The following is a 17,387-nucleotide window of genomic DNA, read 5'->3' on the forward strand; positions in this document are numbered from 1 at the left end:
CTGCCGGACCACTGAGTGGTGTCCGGGCAGGTGGTCCGGTCAGATGCGACACCTGGAAGAGAGCACAGAGTTGTCCTTCGAACGAGAGCACAGACGTGTCCCCGATCCGCCCAGGCCATCGGTGGCGCCCCGGGCCGGCGGGCGTCGTGCCGGCGGCCACGCACGCGGTACCCGCCCGATGCATCGCGCCCGTCGGTTGTTCGCGCGTCGGGGTTTCTGGGCGGCCGTCGTCATGGCCGTCGTGGCCGGCTCCGCCGTTGTGGTCAGCACCGCCTCAGCGCAAACCGTGGATCCGAAGACCTGGTACGTGCTGGTCAACCGCAACAGCGGCAAGGTGCTGGACGACCGTGCCTACGCCACGAACGACGGCGCGGCGGTGGTGCAGTGGGCGCGCCACGGCGGGGCCAACCAGCAGTGGCGGTTCATCGACGCGGGCGACGGGTACTACCGGCTGCAGAACCGGAACTCCGGCAAGGTACTCGACGACCTCGGCTGGTCGAAGGCCGCCGGCTCCGCCCTCGTGCAGTGGAGCGACCGGAACGGCACCAACCAGCAGTTCAGACTGGCGGAGTCGTCGGACGGCTACCTGCGTCTGATCAATCGCTTCAGTGACATGGCCGTCGAGGTCCGCGACGCCGCCAAGGCCGACGGCGGCGGCGTCGTCCAACACCGCGACCGGGGCGCCGCCAACCAGCAGTGGCAACTCGTCCCTGCCGGGAGCGTCGGCAACGCCGGCGCGTCCACCGCGCCGGGCGGCAGCAGCTCGACGAAACGTTTCCTGGGGCGTAGCACGGTGTTCATCGGCGGCTCGATGTCCGACGCCTCGGCGACCGCCGCCCCGTTCGACGTGCGGTACGCCTATGTGCACAGCCAGCCCGCGCCGTCGTCGGACTACTATTCGGCATCGCGTTGCCAGGACGGGTGGTCGAGCTGGTGGGGCTGCTGGACCGGCAGCACCACAGCGCCGGGCACTTACGTGACCTACCGGGATGCCCAGGCGGCCCAGGCGACGTACAAGGGCAGCCCGCGCCCGCAGAAGTTCCTGTGGACCTGGTACTCGCTGCGCGACCTCGGTGATCTCGCGGGCGAGGGCGACGGTCCGGGCGAGGTCAAGGCCATCAACAGGGTCGACCTGCTCACCCGGTACCTGAACGACTACCGCTTCTTCCTCCAGAAGATCGGCAACTCGCACGACATGATCGACCTCGAGCCCGACTTCTGGGGCTACGTCCGGTCGCTCGGCGATCCGCACCAGGTTCCCGCGCGGGTCTCGGGGGCGAATCCGACGGATTGCGGATCGCAGGAGAACAGCGCCGCCGGACTCTCCCGCTGCCTGGTCGACATGGCGCACAAGTACGCGCCGAACACCGCCGTGGGGATGCACCTTTCGTGCTTCGACTGGGAGTACAACACCCAGAAGTGCATCAAGGACTACGCGCACCTCGGGGCACAGAGCGCCGACTTCCTGGTCACCGATGTGTCGGACCGCGATGCAGGCTGGTACGCACAGCCGGCCCACGGCGGCCGTAACGAATTCTGGACCGACCAGAAGGCCGCTGCCCGGCTGGCGTTCTACAAGACGATGGCCGAGTCCGTCGGCAAGCCGGTGGTCCTGTGGCAGATCCCCGTGGGCAACATGGCGCAGAACAACACCCTCAACCACTACAAGGACGACAAGGTGGACTGGTTGTTCGGACACATGGACCAGGTGGCGAACGCGCATATCGCCGGCCTGCTGTTCGGTGCGGGGCAGCAGGAACAGACGTCGATCGAGACGGACGGCGGAAACCTGATCAGCAAGACGATCGCCTATCACAACTCGGGTGGTACGGCGCTCAAGTAGGCGAGGTGCGCAGCCGGGCGGCATCTCTTCGATGGGGGGGGGTCGGGCTCGTCGGAAGTGGGCGGTGAAGGTGTCCTCGACGGCCCGGCTCCTCACCGCTCATCCGCATCGCAGGAACGATCGGGGAGACGTGCGGCGCAACCATGTCAGCGCGCGATGGGCGCGTACCGCGTTCCCCGGTGGTCCCCGTGATTCCCGGCAGCATCCGGCACGGGTCTGGCACGCCCCCCATCGTGCTCGGCTACCAGTGCGGGGCGAGGACCAGGACAGTGAAGAGCAGCGTTGGCCAGAAGACGGCCAGCAGACTTGTGAAGCAGCCGAAGGGAAGGGCTCTACGCGGTTGCGTCCCCTTGGACAGTGCGACCGCCGTAGCCGCGACCGCCAGAACAGCAGCGAGCATCAACAGCGAACAGGTGATGACGGCCCCGCCCATAAGGTTCCCCTCGCTCAAGAGCGAAGCCTATGACTCGCATGTGCCGCCCGGCGCCTCGGGGCCGCGCCGATGCCGCACGCGTCGCGGTCTCCACACGGGCACCAGGGTCGTGAATGCCTCGCTCCTGGACAGACCCAAGTACGGCCCTACCTTCGTTTCGAAGCAGACCCGCTGCACATGCGCTCGGGCGCAGGCTGCCGACGCGACCGCCAGCAGGCCTTCTGGCACGAATCCGGCACGCGGCGATTGATCACCACGCACAACAAAAAGGCCCGGGTCTCTGACCTGGGCCTTTCACATGGAGCGGGTGACGAGAATCGAACTCGCGCTCTCAGCTTGGGAAGCGACGGCGCTTGGGCGGCCGGATGGTCGCTGACCTGCACGGATTCATCGTGCCGACACCGTGGCGCGGGCCCGTTCACACCGCGGCTGACCGTGGTTGTCCGCTCTTACGGGCACGCTATGGGCACGGCCACCACCAGCGATCGAGTCATGTGCGCGCGGCGCTTTGCACCGACCGGTCGGCGTCGTCTGCCGGGCTGACCTGGAATGTCCGTTGCGACTGCAGATCCGACACTAAGGCGTGGCCGCGTCGATGTTGGTGAAGTATTCTTCTATGTACATCGCCAACATCGTGCGGGAGGTGCCACATGTCTGTGACCCAGATCGACATCGATGACGACGCCTTGGAACGCGCCATGGCTCTGGCCAGGGTCAGGACCAAGAAGGAGGCGGTCAATCTCGCTCTGCATTTCTACGCCGAGCAGCAGGAGCGTGCGGCGCGCATCAGCCGTCATTTCGAGCGTGCGCGTGAGTGGGGTGCCGTCGAGGACGCCGAGCGCCTGCACCGTGCGGAGAAGCACAGCCGGTGATCTACTTGCTCGACACGTCCGGCCTGGTCCGGCTGCTCCGTGATTCAAAACTGCAATCGGCCTGGTACGACGCGATCGATGCCGGGGCCATCGCATCCTGCTATGTGCAACGCACCGAGTTTCTTCACAGCGCCCGGACCGGACGCGAGTACGACGAGATCGTGGAGATGTTCACCGATCTCTACCCCGACGTGTCAGTGCCGAAGAACGCGGGGCGCTGGATCGGCGGGGTGCAACATCGTATGGCCCAGGCCGGGGAGCATCGCAGTGCCTCGGCGGTGGACCTCGTGATCGCTGCCACCGCTGCCCACCACGGCTTGGCCGTCCTCCACGACGACGCCGACTACCGAGCCATCGCTCGGCACGCGTCCGACCTGGCCGAGCACAACATCCACGACGTCTCCTGAGGCGGCGCGGAGGGCCGGATCTCGCCGGCCCTCCGTCCGAGGACGGCGAGGCCCTGCAGGGCGTCATACCCCTACAGCCGGACCTCGACGAAGCCCGCGGTCCTACCGGATAACGTATGGACGCACGCCGCGACTCGACGGTACTGGGCTACGGCGCTGCGTCGCAGGTCTTGCCAGGTTTCACGCTCACCACGGCCGTCCATGGCAACGAGACTTTGCCGTCCGTCTCGGAGCTGATCTCCACGTGATGCTCGTCAGCGACGATCAGCTCGCCACACAGCACATCGGTGTTCGTCCGCACTACGACCGGTTGCATGCCGGAATCACCTGTCGTCACCCATGCGACGACGAGAGCCCCGACCACCAGGATCACTCCGAGGACGCAGCACAGGTAGGCCCAGGCCAGTGCCCGTGTCGCCCGGGCCACCTCCCGCTCGGTCCAGCGGCGCAGGGCCTGCCCGCCCAGGATGATCTCGCGCTCCGGCGCTCCGTGCGCCGCTCGTGCGGCCAGGAGCGAGCCCGCGACCAACAGCACAAAGGCGGTTATCAGTAACCCGGTGGCGGTCGTGCGGGCCCCGTCCGGCAGGTCGCCGAGGTTGTCGCGGCCCTTCAGCAGTACGAGGACCGCGAGCAGGGCTGTCAGCCCCGTCAGCCCGTTACGCCACCCTTCCGCCTGTCGGCGTACTTCCGGAAGCCTGGTGAACTCCAGTTCACGGGCGAGTTCGGCCCAGCGGCGCTCGGAACCGGTGCTCATCGCCGGATTCGCCAGATCGCGCCGCACCCGAGGAACGATGTGTCCGTGGGCACACGGGGATGGGCGTGCCCGCATTCGCAGAAGTGCACCTCTGCCAGCAAGGGCTCCGACCCTTCCTCCGCCCTCTGTGTCGCCCCCCTCCCGAAGAGCAGGCTCAGTCCACCCTTTGTCCCTGTTCCCGGCCGGGCCCACGGGAACAGTGTTCTGGTGGCGCCGTGACAGCGTGGGCACGTCCCTGTGACGATCACACCCCCGCCGTCTGGGGCTGGCTGCTGGGTGAACAGGGAGGCATCGAGTTCACCGAGATCCTCATCGGCGTACGGCATGCGGTGATCGTGTCGGTTGGCCCGCGTCATGGCTTCTGTCCCCTCCCGGCGGCGAACTTCAGCTCGAGCCCGAACAGGCCCGTGTACATCTCCAGACGCTCGCGCACCCACTCCGGCGTCTCGTCCACTGCCTGCGCACAGTGCTCGATCCGGTCCTGCCAGACCGGGCCGACCAGCGCGGGAAGTTTCCCGTCGAGGCCCTCGGAGAGGAGTACCAGGTCCTGCCAGCCGGGTACGACGTCGGGTACGTCGGTGATCGACGGTGGTGTCTCCTCCAAGGCGACGTACGGCGCGATGCGCCGTTGCCAGGTGTGTCGTACCGACTCACCGAGACGGCCCGCGATGCTGACCAAATCGAGGGGCAGCAGTGGGGTGCCGGGCTCGGAGACGCGGTACGCCGGCTCGACCGCCACGGCATCGTGTGCGGTGGGCACCTCGTCGGGCAGCGCCTCCTCTTCCTCGGCGGTCAACTCCGGTACGAGAGCGCCGATAGCCCGCAAAGGGGCCAGAGCCCGGTACGCCGCCCGAACACCGAGGGTGCGGGCGCGGGCATAGCCCACCAGCCGTTGCGCGGTGAGCGGGACCCAGTGAGGGGTCTCGAACCACTCGTAGTCCACGCCCTCGTGCGCGCCCTCGTCGACCAGGGCCGCGATCTCGTCCCCCGTCGGGGTGAACTTCATCAGCGTCCCGGGCGGGCGTGGGGCCACGAGTGCGGCACTCAACCCGAGGCTCTGGGCTTCCCGGTGCGCGGTGTTCCACAGGACCGACAGCTGCTGCCGGAGCCGCTGGCTTCCGGTGAACAGCACGGCCGAGGTTGCCGGCACGGGATAGTTGGCGCCGACCCAGCTGGGGTCCTCCCCGGAGAACGCGTATCTGCTCGGCGTGGGCAGATCGTCCCAGGCGCGCAGCAGGTTCGCCGCGTCCGGGAGATCCACCTCGGCCTCTCTCAACTCCTCCAGGTACCAGGACAGTTCCTCGAACGACGTCTCGTGCGAGCGGACGAAGGCGAGGTCCCGGAGCGAGACACCGTCCTCCAGGCGGACGTCCTCCTGGTGCAGCCACCGTACGAGGTTGGCCGCGTCGGGTGAGGGGACCACGTCCCGTCCGGAGGAGCGCTTGGTGTAGCGCCGGCGGTGGAGCACTCCGAGGCGCTCCGCCTCGCGGGCGAGGACGCGCTCGGCCTCCCACACGGACATGTCGCACTCCGCGGCCAGTTCGATGGTGGCGGCCCAGGGCAGCATGGGGCGGCCGTCGGCGCCGTGGACGATGTAGCGGCGCAGGACGGGGAACACCTCGGGCGGCAGGGCAGCCCATCGGGCGGCCAAGGCCGGATCGGGTACGGGGCGGCCCAGCCAGGCGAACTCGGCCATGCGACGGTGTACTTCATCCGCGTCGAGACCCGTCGTGGCAGCCACAACCGGTACGTCCCAGGGGTGAACGGCGGGTCGCCAATGGTGCTCGTCCTCCTGGAGGTACAGAAGCCTCAGCTCGGCGTCCGTGCAGACGTGGTCGCGGTGGCGGTCTGGGACGGCGCCCAGCGGTTCGCCCACGAACGGCGCGTACCGGGCGCATGCATCGGCCAGCTTTCCGAGTGGCTCACCAGAACTCGCGGAGGCCCGGGTGATGCCCGAGAGATCCTCGGGCAGGTGCCGGTAGTAGATCTCGTTGGCGGCCCGTCGCTTGGGTGGCAGGGGCCGCCCCCAGACACTGATGGCAAGGTGGCTGTTCAGCGGATCGGGTTTGCTGCCCAGGAGTCCCTTCATGACATACCAGTCGGTGAATTCCGGTTTCCAGTCCAGGTCGCCGTCACCGACAACAGCCGGTCCCGCCAGCCGCGGATGGGCGATACGCAGGCCCCGCGTCGCGCGGAGCACCTTCGCCACGGTCGTGTCCTGTTCGCGGGCCACCAGAACCGCAGTACGCCAATCGCCTTCGACCTTCGCCGCAATATCGGACCAGCCTGGCTGCGGAACGGGATGACCGAAGAGGGACAGCGGCACCGCCTCGTTCCGAGTGCGGTACTCGGGGCCGAGGACGGCCAGTCGCCAGGGCCGGACCATCTCGGAGAGCTCCTTCTCCTCCCCGTGCCTCCCGTTGCGTCGATCGTCCAGGGAGGAGTCCAGCCTGAACCACCCGACCTCGTCGAGATTGACCTGCCGGCCGAGGCCGTCCGACGCGAGCACCCTCTGATCCCGCAGGGCCTTCCAGAGGATGCGAGCGACCGCGGGCTCACGGGACTCCATGCTCCACAGCCACTGAAGGTTCAATCCTCCTCCGTCGGACAGTACTTGGGCGCCTCGGCGAATCTGCTCCCGTGCCCACAGGATGTCGTATCTCTCCAACTTCTTGCGGTTGACGCTGAGCTCGCCCGCGTGCACGCCCGACAGATTGAGTACGTACCCGAAGGTCCGCTCGTCCGCGGCGATCCCGTCGCACACGATCGCCCCGTCGCCCGATACCCACCACAACGTGCCTGGTACCGCCTCGACCGCGAAGCGAGTGGAGAACGATCCCGGACCCTCTCCGGACTTGAGACATCCGGGCAGCCAGGTCTCCTCGGTGCCGTCCTTGTCGCACACTTCCAGCCGGAACTCGCTGATCAGAATGAGAGAGCGCAGCACGGAAACGGCGGAGCCCCCGGGCAGTGCCCCCGCACGGCGCAGGTGCAGCCGGACGCGCGTGCCGCCCTCGGGCAACGCCGCGCCGCCTTGCTCGTCCTCCTCCCGTACGCGGAAGAGACTGCCGCTGACAGGGATTTCGACACGCAGTGCTTTCTTGGCCGGGCGACCGTCCGGGCCGACCGGGCGGGTCACGATCGTCATCTCGTCGGCGAGCATGAAGTAGCTGAAAACACCGATGCCGAAACGGCTGTTGGGATACAGCCGCAGCGAACTGTCGTGGCGAAGCCACGCTGCCTGTTCCCGGCGAAAGGAATGGGACTGGTCGAAGCGGCGGCCGGCCCGGGTGAAGGTGTTCTTCAGTTGGTCGAGCGTCATGCCTACGCCGTTGTCCACACACTCGACGTAACGACCGCGGCTGTCCTCACCCACCTCGATGCGGATCCGGCCCGCCCATTGCGCCGGCCCCCGGCCGAGATCCCGCAGATACCGGCCGCGCATCTCCCGGTAGCGGCAGGCGTCCATGGCGTTTTGGTAGAGCTCGCGCAGCGCGAGTTCGGGCTCTCCGTCGTACAGCTTCTCGCCCATCAGCAAACGGCGGATCTCCGTCTGCGCCAGCGAGAACCGGGCGAGCGGAACGTCGTAGGAGTCCATGCCGTGCTCGCGGTCCGGTCGCAGTCCGTGGTCGGACAGCCGTGCGGGGAGTGCTCGCAGCAGCGCGGCCTCGTCCTGCGGGAGGCGGCGGGCCGACTCCCGCAGCAGGTGACCGAGGTCGTCGGCGTCCTCGACGACTGAGGCGAGTGCCGCGTGGATCGCCGGATGAGGGCAGACCGCGTCCAGATGCAGATATGAGGGGGCGTTCCCGTCCTGGTCGAGGTGCCAGTAGGCGTCCCGGAGCACGGTGACAACCTCGCTGGGCACCACCGGATCGGAGACGGCGAGATGCTCGGCGAGGACCTCAGGCAGACACCGAGTGTCGAAGGCGAGCATCCCGGCGAGCCGCAGCAGCGACGCGAGGGGGCGCACGCGCAGGCGCCAAGATGTTCCGCGGACGACGTGACGGTCCGGCGGCAGCCGCTCGTCGTCCGGCGGAGCGCCGACGGCGAGGCCAGCGGCGACCGTACGCAGCGCCGTGGAGAGCGCTCCGGCCCGGCCGCCGAGCCGCTCGCCGGCCGTCGGCGGTGCGACGTCGAGGAGCCGGGCCACGAAGCCGTCGGCCAGCACCGCGGGCACGGCTTCCTCGTCGGTCGCGAACCGCTCCTCGATCCAGCGGTGGACCAGCCACAGGGTGACGGCATGGCGGTCGTCCGCGGGGTCTGCCAGCCATCGGTACGAGTCCGTGAGTTTCTCGGTGATCTGAGGGTAGTGCTCGGTGATCTGCTCGTAGAGTCGCCGCTGGTCGCTCGCCTCGTCATCGCGCCACACGAGCTGCGGATGGAACTCGGCTGACTGGCTCAGCCGCTCGGCCCAGGCCATCTCGTGCAACAGGACACCGGCGATCAGTGCGGTGACCTCCAAGGCGGACAGCTCGGAGCCCTTGGGCAGGAGCTGGGCGAGGCGGCCGGTCAGCAGCCGTACCGCATAGTCGTCGTCGGCCCAGGGGTCGGGCAACCGCTCCTGAGCACGGTGGAGGTGGCGGGCGGCCTGTGCGGCCAGGTCCGACAGACAGTCCTGAAGACGGGCCACGGCTTCCGTGTCGCAGTCCGGGACCCGTTCCCAGAGGGCGGGTGTGCGCACGGCCTCCTGCCACGCCTCCAGCAGCCGTCGGCCCTCGGCGACCGCCAGGGACCTGGTCTGCTGCGCCAGGTCGCTGCCGTAATGGATCAGGACCCTCTGCGGTCCGGCCGACGCCCGTACCGCGAGTGAATGCGTGTCGCGCCTGGTCTTCTCATACACCTGTTCTACGGTCATGGCCTCGGTCAGCGGGGCGAAGGCCAGGGCGAGCGCCGACGTGAAGAAGCTCCCCGTCTCTGCGAAGCCGCTGGGTTCACCTGGGCCGCAGCTCGTCATCATGGCGAAACCGCTGTGCGGGGGCCCCTTGACGACGTTGCTGCCGAAAGGGGGTTGTTGCTCGTCCCCGGCCCAACGGCAGGCATCGATCAACCACAGCACGGTGCCGGCCGAGCAATTGGCCAGATACCGGCTGATGTCGGCCTCCAGTAGCGACTCCCGTACGTGGGGCTGCTCCCACCCGGCCGTATTGTCGCTGTTGTCGGCAGGGGCACGGGCGTCGGAGGGCACCAAGTAGTCGGTTGTGCCCACCCGGACGCCGTGCCCGGTGAAGTAGAGGAGCAGCGTGCTGCCAGGTGGCGCGCTCGCGGAGAGGTCTGAGATGCGCTCGGCGATCGCGTTCCGGGTGGGATTCAGGAGGGTCTCCACCGCGTAGCCGCTGTCCTCCAAGGAGGTGCCCAGCACATGCAGATCCGCGTCGACCGTCGCGCCGAGGGAAGGAAGAAGGCGTTCCGCCCCCGGATTCTCGCCCACGCCGATAAGCAGGGCTATGCGTCTGTTGTCTTCCACTCGGCCCTCGTCCCCCTCCGCCTCGCCCATGGTGTCACCCTGCCCGGCCACTGCGGGGGCGGATCGGTCGAGAGGCTGACGCGCGAGCCGAGATGCATGCTCCGGCATCACACTCAACGACACGATCGTTCGCGTCGGCCGATTCTTCGAGAAGACCGCAGTGATCTATCAGTACTCGGACGAGCGGCAACGCGAGGTGGCCACCGGCCTCGACGACCTGGTCCTCGCCGAGCGAAGCGCCACGAAGACGATCCCAACGACCTTGCGCAACACAAGGAGGAGGTCGTCGAGAGCTATGGTTCGGTTGCGGCGCGCGCCCCACTCGCCGGTGTAGAAAACAAAGAACCCCCGGGTCTCTGACCTGGGGGTTTCACATGGAGCGGGTGACGAGAATCGAACTCGCGCTCTCAGCTTGGGAAGCTGATGTTCTACCATTAAACTACACCCGCGTAAGTACGGACTGATCGACTCGGGGAGTCGAGGTCCGGACGGTGCTCACTGTACAGCATCGAAGTCCCCTGGTGCCCGGACCCCAGGGGGCCGAGTCGTTTTCGGGGGCGGATCCGGCTGCGGGCGGGCGGAGTTGGGGCGTACCGTGGAGGCCTGGGGGAGGGGCCGGGTGGGGTCGGAGTGCCGCCTGGAGAGTCGTCTCTTTGATCCCGTAATGTGGCTTTTGTCGTCGGGTCGGTCACGCCCGACGAGGCTCTTGGGGAAGGGACTTAAGGGACTTGATGGAACGCACCGTCGTCCGTTGCGCGGATGGGCACGTCTTCAGCACCGCTTCGTTCCCGATGCAGCAGGCCGAGCGGCTCGGCCCCGGTCGGCTCATGAGGTGTCCCCGGTGCGCCCGGCTCCGCAGTGTGGTGCCGGTCGCCCTGGAGAAGCGGTAGCGAAGCCGCGGCCGAGCGGTAGGAGAAACGTCACCAGCAGTAACCCGGGCGCGCGGAGTCGTCACGATTGTCACGGCTCCGCGCGCCTTGCGTATCCTCGCTACGTGCTTCTCTCAGACAAGGACATCCGGGCCGAGATCGACGCCGGGCGGGTACGGATCGATCCCTATGACCATTCCATGGTGCAGCCGTCGAGCGTTGACGTTCGGCTGGACCGGTACTTCCGGGTGTTCGAGAACCACCGGTACCCGCACATCGACCCCTCCATCGAGCAGCCCGATCTGACGCGGCTCGTGGAGCCGGAGGGGGACGAGCCCTTCATCCTGCACCCCGGGGAGTTCGTGCTCGCCTCCACGTACGAGGTCATCACGCTCCCCGACGATCTCGCCTCGCGGCTGGAGGGCAAGTCCTCGCTCGGGCGGCTCGGGCTGGTCACCCACTCCACGGCCGGGTTCATCGACCCCGGCTTCAGCGGGCACGTGACGCTCGAACTGTCCAACCTCGCCACGCTGCCGATCAAGCTCTGGCCCGGGATGAAGATCGGTCAGCTGTGCATGTTCCGGCTGACCTCGCCCGCCGAGTTCCCCTACGGCAGCGAGCGCTACGGCTCCCGCTACCAGGGGCAGCGCGGGCCGACCGCCTCGCGGTCCTACGTCAATTTCCATCGGACCCAGGTGTGAGGGCAGGGAACACATGAGTGACGCGCAGGGTGTGCGGGAGAACCTGACCTACGAGGCGTTCGGCGGGGCGGTGCGCGAGCTGGCGCAGGCCATCGCCGACGACGGGTACGAGCCCGACATCGTGCTCAGCATCGCCCGGGGCGGCGTGTTCGTCGCGGGCGGGCTGGCGTACGCGCTCGACTGCAAGAACATCCACCTCGTGAACGTGGAGTTCTACACGGGAGTCGGTGAGACGCTCGACATGCCGGTGATGCTGGCCCCCGTCCCGAACGCGATCGACTTCTCGAACAAGAAGGTCCTCATCGCGGACGACGTCGCCGACACCGGCAAGACGCTCAAGCTCGTGCACGACTTCTGCCTCGACACCGTCGCCGAGGTGCGCTCCGCCGTCATCTATGAGAAGTCCCACTCCCTCGTGAAGTGCGAGTACGTGTGGAAGCGGACCGATGATTGGATCAACTTCCCGTGGAGTGTCGAGCCGCCCGTCGTGAAGCGTGCCGGGCAGGTGCTCGACGCCTGAGCGCGCCCGGGCACGCCTCGTGCCTGAGCACTCCGGGCATACGAGGGGCATGAGAGGGCACGAGGGAGGGCCCCCGGCCGCAGCGCGGCCGGGGGCCCTCCCTCGTGCCCGGGGAAGCCGGGCAGAGCTAGAACGTGCCCAGTTTCACGATCGACAGCAGGGCGATCAGCTGGATCGCCGACGCGCCCAGCGCCTTCGGCCAGGGCAGGTCGTGGGAGCGGGAGACCATCAGTGTCAGCAGCGCGCCGGCCCCGATCCAGGTGGCCCAGCCGAGGAGCTGGACGAAACTCGCGTTACCGCCGAAGAACATGGCGACGACCAGGCGGGGCGCGTCCGTCAGGGCCGTGATCAGCATGGACAGCCCGACCGTCGGCTGCCAGGCGCCGTCGCCGCCGAGCTGGCGGGCCAGGGTGTGGGTGACCACGCCCAGGATGAACAGGCCCAGCACCATCACGACCGCCGTGAGCAGCACGATCGGTACCGCGCTGGCCAGCGGCGAACTGATCGCGTCCTTGCGGGCGCCGTCGAAGCCGAAGACGGCGAGCAGGCCGTAGAGGAAGGTCGTGACGAGCGCCGGAGCCCACATCGTGTAGTCCCGCATGCGCAGGAACGTCTGGTTAGGGGAGGCGAGGATCCCCCTCAGCAGTTCCTTCCAGTGCAGGGGCGGGCCGAGCGGGGCCGCGGGCGCGGTGGCCGAGCCGGCCTGGTAGGTCGAGCCCTGGGTGTAGCCGGCGGCCTCGTCGATCGAGAAGGCCTGGGTGTGGCCCGGGTTGTCGGCCGCGTACGGATCGCGCGGGGCCGCCCGGTAGCCGCCGTCGCCGAAGTACTCCGGGCCGTCCTCCCCGGGGCCCGGGGAGCCGTAGGGCTGCCCCTGCCGCGGAGGCTGCGGGTACGACGACTGCGGGGCGGAGGGGTAGCCGTACGACGGCCCCTGCGGCTGCCCGTAGGAGGGCCCCGAGGGCTGCCCGTACCGCGGTCCCGGGCGGCCGTGCGACGGCCCCTGCGGTGCTCGCGGTGCCTGCTGTCCTTGGGGGGTGCGGTTGTCCCGGCCCCCGCGTCCGATCCTGAATCCAGCCACGTCATCGAACGTACCTGGTCCCCGGGAGTGAGGTGACGGGCTCGGGTGTCCGGGCCCGGCTTTGCGGCCGACCTGTGACATCCCCTAAGGGGCCGTCAGGGGCCCGGCCCAGGGGTCCCTCAGGGGTCATCCCTCAGGGGTTCTCCCGGTTCGGGACCTCGTGCCCGCCGCGCCGGGCGCCCCGGGGCGGGCCGGGCGGGGCGGGGTGGGTCAGGATGGGGGCATGAGCGTAGTGAAGATCAACGTGCTGACCGTGCCCGCCGAGCAGCGGGAGGTCCTGGAGAAGCGGTTCGCCTCGCGCGCGCACGCGGTGGAGAACTCCGACGGCTTCGAATGGTTCGAGCTGCTGCGCCCCGTCGAGGGCACCGACACCTATCTCGTCTACACGCGCTGGCGTGACGAGGAGTCGTTCCAGGCCTGGATGGAGGGGCCGATGAAGGCCGCTCACCAGGGCGGCGAGGGCGCCGAGCGGCCCCGGGCGGCTGCTTCCGGTTCCACCCTGTGGTCCTTCGAGGTGGTGCAGCAGGCGGGGCCGAAGGGCGCCTGACCGGCCGGTCCGCCTCAGGGGGCGGCGCGTACCAGGTCCAGTTTCGGGAAGGCCACCGGTTCGGGAGCCCGGCCCGCCTGCAGGACATACGCCCGCCCCGTCTCCCGGCCCGCCGCGACCTGGGCGACGCCCGCCGCGATCTCGGCGGGCTCCGCCACCGCGTACCCCTCGCCGACGACGTGGTCGATCGCCTCCGGCGCCAGGATCGGCGTGCGGACGAGGCCCGGGCAGACGGCGTTGATCCGCACGCCCCGCTCCTGCCACGTCGGGGCCAGCGAGCGCACCAGCCCGATCACGCCGTACTTGCTCGCCGCGTACACCGGGTCGAAGGTCGCGAGCCCCACCCCGGCCATGCTGGAGGTGACCACCAGCGAGCCGCCGCCGTGCGCGGCCAGCGCGGGCAGCGCCGCGTGCAGCCCGTACATCACGCCGTAGAGGTTGACCGCGAGCACCCGGTGCTGCCGTGCCGCGTCGTAGTCGTACTCGCCGAACCCGCCGCCGTCGCCGATGCCGGCGTTCAGGTGCACCAGGTCCAGCCCGCCGTAGGCCTCGACGGCGGCGGCGATCAGCGCGCGGTTGTCCTCCTCGCGCGTGACGTCGGTGCGGACGAAGAGCCCGCCCGCCTCCCGTGCCACGGCCGTGCCGCCCGCCTCGTCGACGTCCGCCACGACCACGTGCGCCCCGCGCCGGCCGAAGTGCCGGGCGACCGCCGCGCCGATCCCGCTCGCCGCCCCGGTGACCACCACCACCTGTGTCATGGTCCCGCTCCCTTCTCGTTCCCGAGTCCTGGTCAGACCGCCGCCGCGCTCTCGCCGCGGATGGCGGCGACGCGGGAAGGCCTGCGGCCGTAAGCCCGGCTGAAGACCTCCAGGGCCACGAACAGCGCCACGTACTGGAGCGTGGTCACCAGCATCACCGAGTCGACGGGCAGTGTGTACGCGAGCACCACGCGTACCGCCGAGTCCAGCAGCAGGGCCACGCCCCACACCGCCGTCAGCAGCCGCATCACGTGCCGGAAGGTCGGTGAAGCCGCCCAGGCGCGCGCCAGTTCGGCGCGCCGCTCCCCGCAGGCCACCGACTCAAGGATCCGGAAGACGACCGGCCGTCCGCGCAGGCTGCACAGGAACACCAGCCCGACGATCCCGGTCGTCCAGCCGTCCTTGGCGAACATGAACCGCGGGCTCCCCGTCACCGCGGACAGCGCCGCGCCCAGGGCCACCATGCCGAGCACCAGGACGCCGAGCATCCCCACCCGCCGCTCGCGCGCCACCGTCAGCAGCGCCTCCGCCGCCGGCGGTACGGCGCTCGCCGTCACCGCCCACCACAGGCCCATCCCGGTGGCGCGCAGGCCGTAGAAGACGGCCGGCGGCGCGGCGACGTTCAGCACCATGCTCCGCACCAGCGGCCCGTTCGGCGCCGCCACCCGCTTGTCCCCGTCCCCGTCCGCGCCCCTGCCCATGTCCCTGTCCATGACCGTCCCGCCCATGTCCTTCGCCCCCTGTCTCGGGCCCCGTTCCGACGCCTTCGACGCTACGGAGCCGGGGGCGGGCGGGCATTGCGTCCAGGTGCCGGGCGGGGGTGGGGCCAGACCCACCCCCGGCCGGGGCCCGGACGCACACCGTCCGGCCGTCCGCCGCGCCACACTGGGACCGGCGCAGGCGACGGACCACGAGCCCTTTCGGAGGCAGGCCATGACCACCACCGCCGGACGCGTCGGCGGCACCGCGCTGCGCCGCCTCGGCAGACGCCACCTGGACCTCGGGTACTGCTGGACGATCGGCTGGTGCTGCCTGGCGGCCCTGGCCGTGGTGTGCGTCGCCCTGCCGGCCCGGCTCCTCGGGGGCGGCGACCCGGAGCGCGGCCCGCTGCGCGCGGTACGCAAGCTCACCGCCACCTACCGGCGTTTTCCGGTGCGTTGGGGCGGGGTGGCGGTACCCAGCCCCTATCTCCCCGACCGGGCGCCGCGCGAGGATCCCGCGAACCGCCGCGACCTGCTCTTCCTCTCGCTGGAACCGTGGGTCGCGCTGGTGCTGCTGCTCGTGCCGAGTGCCATGGCCTGGTACGTCCTGTTCGGGCTCCTCGCCCCCGGTGTCGCCGCCCTCTTCGACAGCCACCGCGGCCTGTTCGACGGCCCGGTGCTCGGCCGGCCGGCCGTGGCGGTCCCCGGCGGCCCGCTGCTGTACTACGCCGCGCTGCGGCTGTCCGGGCCGGCCTCGCGGCTGCACGCGCACCGCTGGCTGCCGGTGCTGCTCGGGCCGGCGCCCGCCGTCGCCGCCGAGGTGGAACGGCGCCGGCTGGCCGAGCGGGTCGCGGAGCTGACCGAGACCCGGCTCGCCGCCGTGGACAGCCGTGAGGCCGAACTGCGCCGGATCGAACGGGACTTGCACGACGGCGCGCAGGCCCGGCTGGTCGCGATGGGTCTCGCGCTCGGCGCTCTGGAGACGCTGATGGGGACCGAACCCGAGCGGGCGCGCGAACTGGTGCGCCAGACGCGCGAGAACTCGGCGCGGGCCCTGACCGAACTGCGCGCGCTGGTGCGGGGCATCCATCCGCCGGTGCTGGCCGAGCGCGGGCTGGTCGACGCGCTGCGGGGGCTCGCCCTGGACGCCCCGCTGGCGGCGGAGGTGGACGCCGAGGCGCTGCCGGGCCGCCCGGAGGGGCCGATCGAGGCGGCGCTGTACTTCGCCGTCGCCGAACTGCTCACCAACGCCGCCCGGCACGGCGACGCGGCGCACGCCCGGGTCGTCCTCGGTCACGTCGGCGGGGTGCTGCGCTGCACGGTGTGGGACGACGGGTGCGGGGGCGCCCGCGAGGAGGAGGGGCCCGTGCTCGGGGCGGGCGGCAGCGGGCTGCGGGGCATCCGCCGCCGGCTGTCGGTCTTCGACGGTACGCTCGGCATCGACAGCCCGGCCGGAGGGCCAACCCTGGTGACGATGGAGCTGCCGTGCGTGTTGTCCTCGCGGAAGACCTCTTCCTCCTCCGGGAAGGGCTCTGCACCCTCCTGACGGCCCATGGGTTCACGATCGCCGCCGCCGTGGCGAGCGGGCCGGAGCTGCGGCGGGCGCTCGCCGAGGAGGAGCTGGACGTCGCCGTGGTGGACGTGCGGCTGCCGCCCACCTTCACCGACGAGGGGCTGCAGGCCGCGCTGGAGGCCCGCCGGGCGCGGCCGGGGCTGCCCGTGCTCGTGCTGTCGCAGCATGTGGAGCAGCTGTACGCGCGCGAGCTGCTTGCGGACGGCACCGGCGGGATCGGCTATCTGCTCAAGGACCGGGTGCTGGGCGCCGCCGAGTTCGTGGCGGCGGTGCGGCGGGTGGCGGACGGCGGTACGGCGATGGACCCGCAGGTCGTGGCCAAGCTGCTGGGCGGCCGGCGCCGCGACGACCCGCTGGCCACCCTCACCCCGCGCGAGCGGGAGGTGCTGGCGCTGATGGCCGAGGGGTACTCCAACGCGGCCGTCGCCGCCCGGCTGTTCGTCAGCGAGAGCGCGGTCGGCAAGCACTCGGCGAGCATCTTCGCCAAGCTCGGCATCAGCGCCTCGGACGAGACCAACCGCCGGGTGCTGGCCGTCCTGGCCTATCTGGACGGCACCTCGCGCGCGTGAAACACGGCGCCCCCTGCCGGTGCGGGGCAGGGGGCGCCGTGGGACCTCGGAAGACCGGGTGTCACTTCACGGGTTCGGGCTCCGGCTCGCTCTCGCTGGCGGCCTCGCCCGCGGGGTCGACCGGTGTCCTGACGGAGTCGAGGAGCAGCTGGGCGACGTCCACGACCTGGATGGACTCCTTGGCCTTGCCCTCGTTCTTCTTCCCGTTGACCGAGTCGGTCAGCATGACGAGGCAGAACGGGCAGGCGGTGGAGACGATGTCCGGGTTGAGGGAGAGGGCCTCGTCGACGCGCTCGTT

13 protein-coding genes, 1 tRNA gene and 1 pseudogene are annotated in these 17,387 nt (G+C 70.1%); 8 read left to right on the top strand and 7 right to left on the bottom strand.

Annotation, left to right across the window (positions count from 1 at the left end; translation table 11 throughout):
• Positions 1 to 286 precede the first annotated feature (286 nt).
• From ACZ60X_RS19975 to ACZ60X_RS19985, 3 genes are all read left to right on the top strand, one after another.
• Entirely contained in the window at positions 287 to 1,843 is a 1,557-nt protein-coding gene (locus ACZ60X_RS19975; protein ID WP_469600006.1) for an RICIN domain-containing protein, read from the top strand.
• A gap of 1,083 nt (positions 1,844 to 2,926) precedes the next feature.
• On the top strand, positions 2,927 to 3,148 hold the full coding sequence (locus tag ACZ60X_RS19980; protein WP_037887321.1) for a type II toxin-antitoxin system VapB family antitoxin: 222 nt from the start codon (positions 2,927 to 2,929) through the stop codon (positions 3,146 to 3,148).
• Positions 3,145 to 3,555 carry a PIN domain-containing protein gene (locus tag ACZ60X_RS19985; RefSeq protein ID WP_392197693.1) on the top strand — a complete coding sequence of 137 codons (411 nt, stop codon included), beginning with the start codon at positions 3,145 to 3,147 and terminating at the stop codon, positions 3,553 to 3,555. Before ACZ60X_RS19980 ends, ACZ60X_RS19985 begins: the two co-directional genes overlap by 4 nt.
• A 148-nt stretch (positions 3,556 to 3,703) precedes the next feature.
• Here the strand turns inward: ACZ60X_RS19985 and ACZ60X_RS19990 are convergent, their stop codons facing one another.
• The 3 genes from ACZ60X_RS19990 to ACZ60X_RS20000 all read right to left on the bottom strand — a co-directional run bounded on the left by ACZ60X_RS19990 (position 3,704) and on the right by ACZ60X_RS20000 (position 10,222).
• Positions 3,704 to 4,336, bottom strand: coding sequence for a hypothetical protein (locus ACZ60X_RS19990; RefSeq protein ID WP_469600018.1), 633 nt, complete (start codon positions 4,334 to 4,336; stop codon positions 3,704 to 3,706).
• Positions 4,337 to 4,661: 325 nt separating this feature from the next.
• Positions 4,662 to 9,773 (bottom strand): HD domain-containing protein, encoded by a 5,112-nt coding sequence (locus tag ACZ60X_RS19995; protein WP_469600020.1) that lies wholly within the window; start codon positions 9,771 to 9,773, stop codon positions 4,662 to 4,664.
• 375 nt (positions 9,774 to 10,148) lie between these two features.
• A tRNA-Gly gene (locus ACZ60X_RS20000) sits at positions 10,149 to 10,222 on the bottom strand.
• A gap of 545 nt (positions 10,223 to 10,767) precedes the next feature.
• On the opposite strand from ACZ60X_RS20000, the gene dcd reads away from it, so the two are divergent.
• Together dcd and ACZ60X_RS20010 are read left to right on the top strand one after the other, a co-directional pair.
• Positions 10,768 to 11,343 (top strand): dCTP deaminase, encoded by a 576-nt coding sequence (dcd, locus tag ACZ60X_RS20005; protein ID WP_469600022.1) that lies wholly within the window; start codon positions 10,768 to 10,770, stop codon positions 11,341 to 11,343.
• A gap of 13 nt (positions 11,344 to 11,356) precedes the next feature.
• On the top strand, positions 11,357 to 11,863 hold the full coding sequence (locus tag ACZ60X_RS20010) for a phosphoribosyltransferase (protein ID WP_469600024.1): 507 nt from the start codon (positions 11,357 to 11,359) through the stop codon (positions 11,861 to 11,863).
• Positions 11,864 to 11,990: 127 nt separating this feature from the next.
• Here ACZ60X_RS20010 and ACZ60X_RS20015 read toward each other — a convergent pair whose 3' ends face one another.
• Positions 11,991 to 13,022, bottom strand: a complete 1,032-nt coding sequence (locus tag ACZ60X_RS20015; RefSeq protein WP_469600026.1) for a Yip1 family protein — start codon at positions 13,020 to 13,022, stop codon at positions 11,991 to 11,993.
• A gap of 142 nt (positions 13,023 to 13,164) precedes the next feature.
• Between ACZ60X_RS20015 and ACZ60X_RS20020 the strand changes: the two genes are divergently transcribed.
• Positions 13,165 to 13,488 carry an antibiotic biosynthesis monooxygenase family protein gene (locus ACZ60X_RS20020; protein WP_469600029.1) on the top strand — a complete coding sequence of 108 codons (324 nt, stop codon included), beginning with the start codon at positions 13,165 to 13,167 and terminating at the stop codon, positions 13,486 to 13,488.
• 14 nt (positions 13,489 to 13,502) lie between these two features.
• Here ACZ60X_RS20020 and ACZ60X_RS20025 read toward each other — a convergent pair whose 3' ends face one another.
• Positions 13,503 to 14,246, bottom strand: coding sequence for an SDR family NAD(P)-dependent oxidoreductase (locus ACZ60X_RS20025; RefSeq protein WP_469600031.1), 744 nt, complete (start codon positions 14,244 to 14,246; stop codon positions 13,503 to 13,505).
• 32 nt (positions 14,247 to 14,278) lie between these two features.
• Positions 14,279 to 14,974 (bottom strand): VC0807 family protein, encoded by a 696-nt coding sequence (locus ACZ60X_RS20030; protein WP_469600033.1) that lies wholly within the window; start codon positions 14,972 to 14,974, stop codon positions 14,279 to 14,281.
• A gap of 205 nt (positions 14,975 to 15,179) precedes the next feature.
• Between ACZ60X_RS20030 and ACZ60X_RS20035 the strand changes: the two genes are divergently transcribed.
• Both ACZ60X_RS20035 and ACZ60X_RS20040 read left to right on the top strand, forming a co-directional pair.
• Positions 15,180 to 16,493, top strand: a complete 1,314-nt coding sequence (locus ACZ60X_RS20035) for a sensor histidine kinase (RefSeq protein WP_469600035.1) — start codon at positions 15,180 to 15,182, stop codon at positions 16,491 to 16,493.
• Positions 16,433 to 17,089, top strand: a complete 657-nt coding sequence (locus ACZ60X_RS20040; protein WP_469600038.1) for a response regulator transcription factor — start codon at positions 16,433 to 16,435, stop codon at positions 17,087 to 17,089. The genes ACZ60X_RS20035 and ACZ60X_RS20040 overlap by 61 nt, the downstream gene beginning before the upstream one ends.
• A gap of 61 nt (positions 17,090 to 17,150) precedes the next feature.
• On the opposite strand, the pseudogene ACZ60X_RS20045 reads toward ACZ60X_RS20040, so the two are convergent.
• Positions 17,151 to 17,387: pseudogene (locus tag ACZ60X_RS20045) on the bottom strand (Fe-S oxidoreductase); the annotation flags it as partial.

The organism is Streptomyces sp. NPDC104106 (assembly GCF_055584345.1).

Coding starts and splice junctions, on each gene's coding strand:
- ACZ60X_RS19980 (WP_037887321.1), top strand. CDS start 2,927: ATGTCTGTGACCCAGATCGACATCGATGACGACGCCTTGGAACGCGCC.
- ACZ60X_RS20010 (WP_469600024.1), top strand. CDS start 11,357: ATGAGTGACGCGCAGGGTGTGCGGGAGAACCTGACCTACGAGGCGTTC.
- ACZ60X_RS20015 (WP_469600026.1), bottom strand. CDS start 13,022: ATGTCACAGGTCGGCCGCAAAGCCGGGCCCGGACACCCGAGCCCGTCA.
- ACZ60X_RS20020 (WP_469600029.1), top strand. CDS start 13,165: ATGAGCGTAGTGAAGATCAACGTGCTGACCGTGCCCGCCGAGCAGCGG.
- ACZ60X_RS20025 (WP_469600031.1), bottom strand. CDS start 14,246: ATGACACAGGTGGTGGTGGTCACCGGGGCGGCGAGCGGGATCGGCGCG.
- ACZ60X_RS20030 (WP_469600033.1), bottom strand. CDS start 14,974: ATGGGCGGGACGGTCATGGACAGGGACATGGGCAGGGGCGCGGACGGG.
- ACZ60X_RS20035 (WP_469600035.1), top strand. CDS start 15,180: ATGACCACCACCGCCGGACGCGTCGGCGGCACCGCGCTGCGCCGCCTC.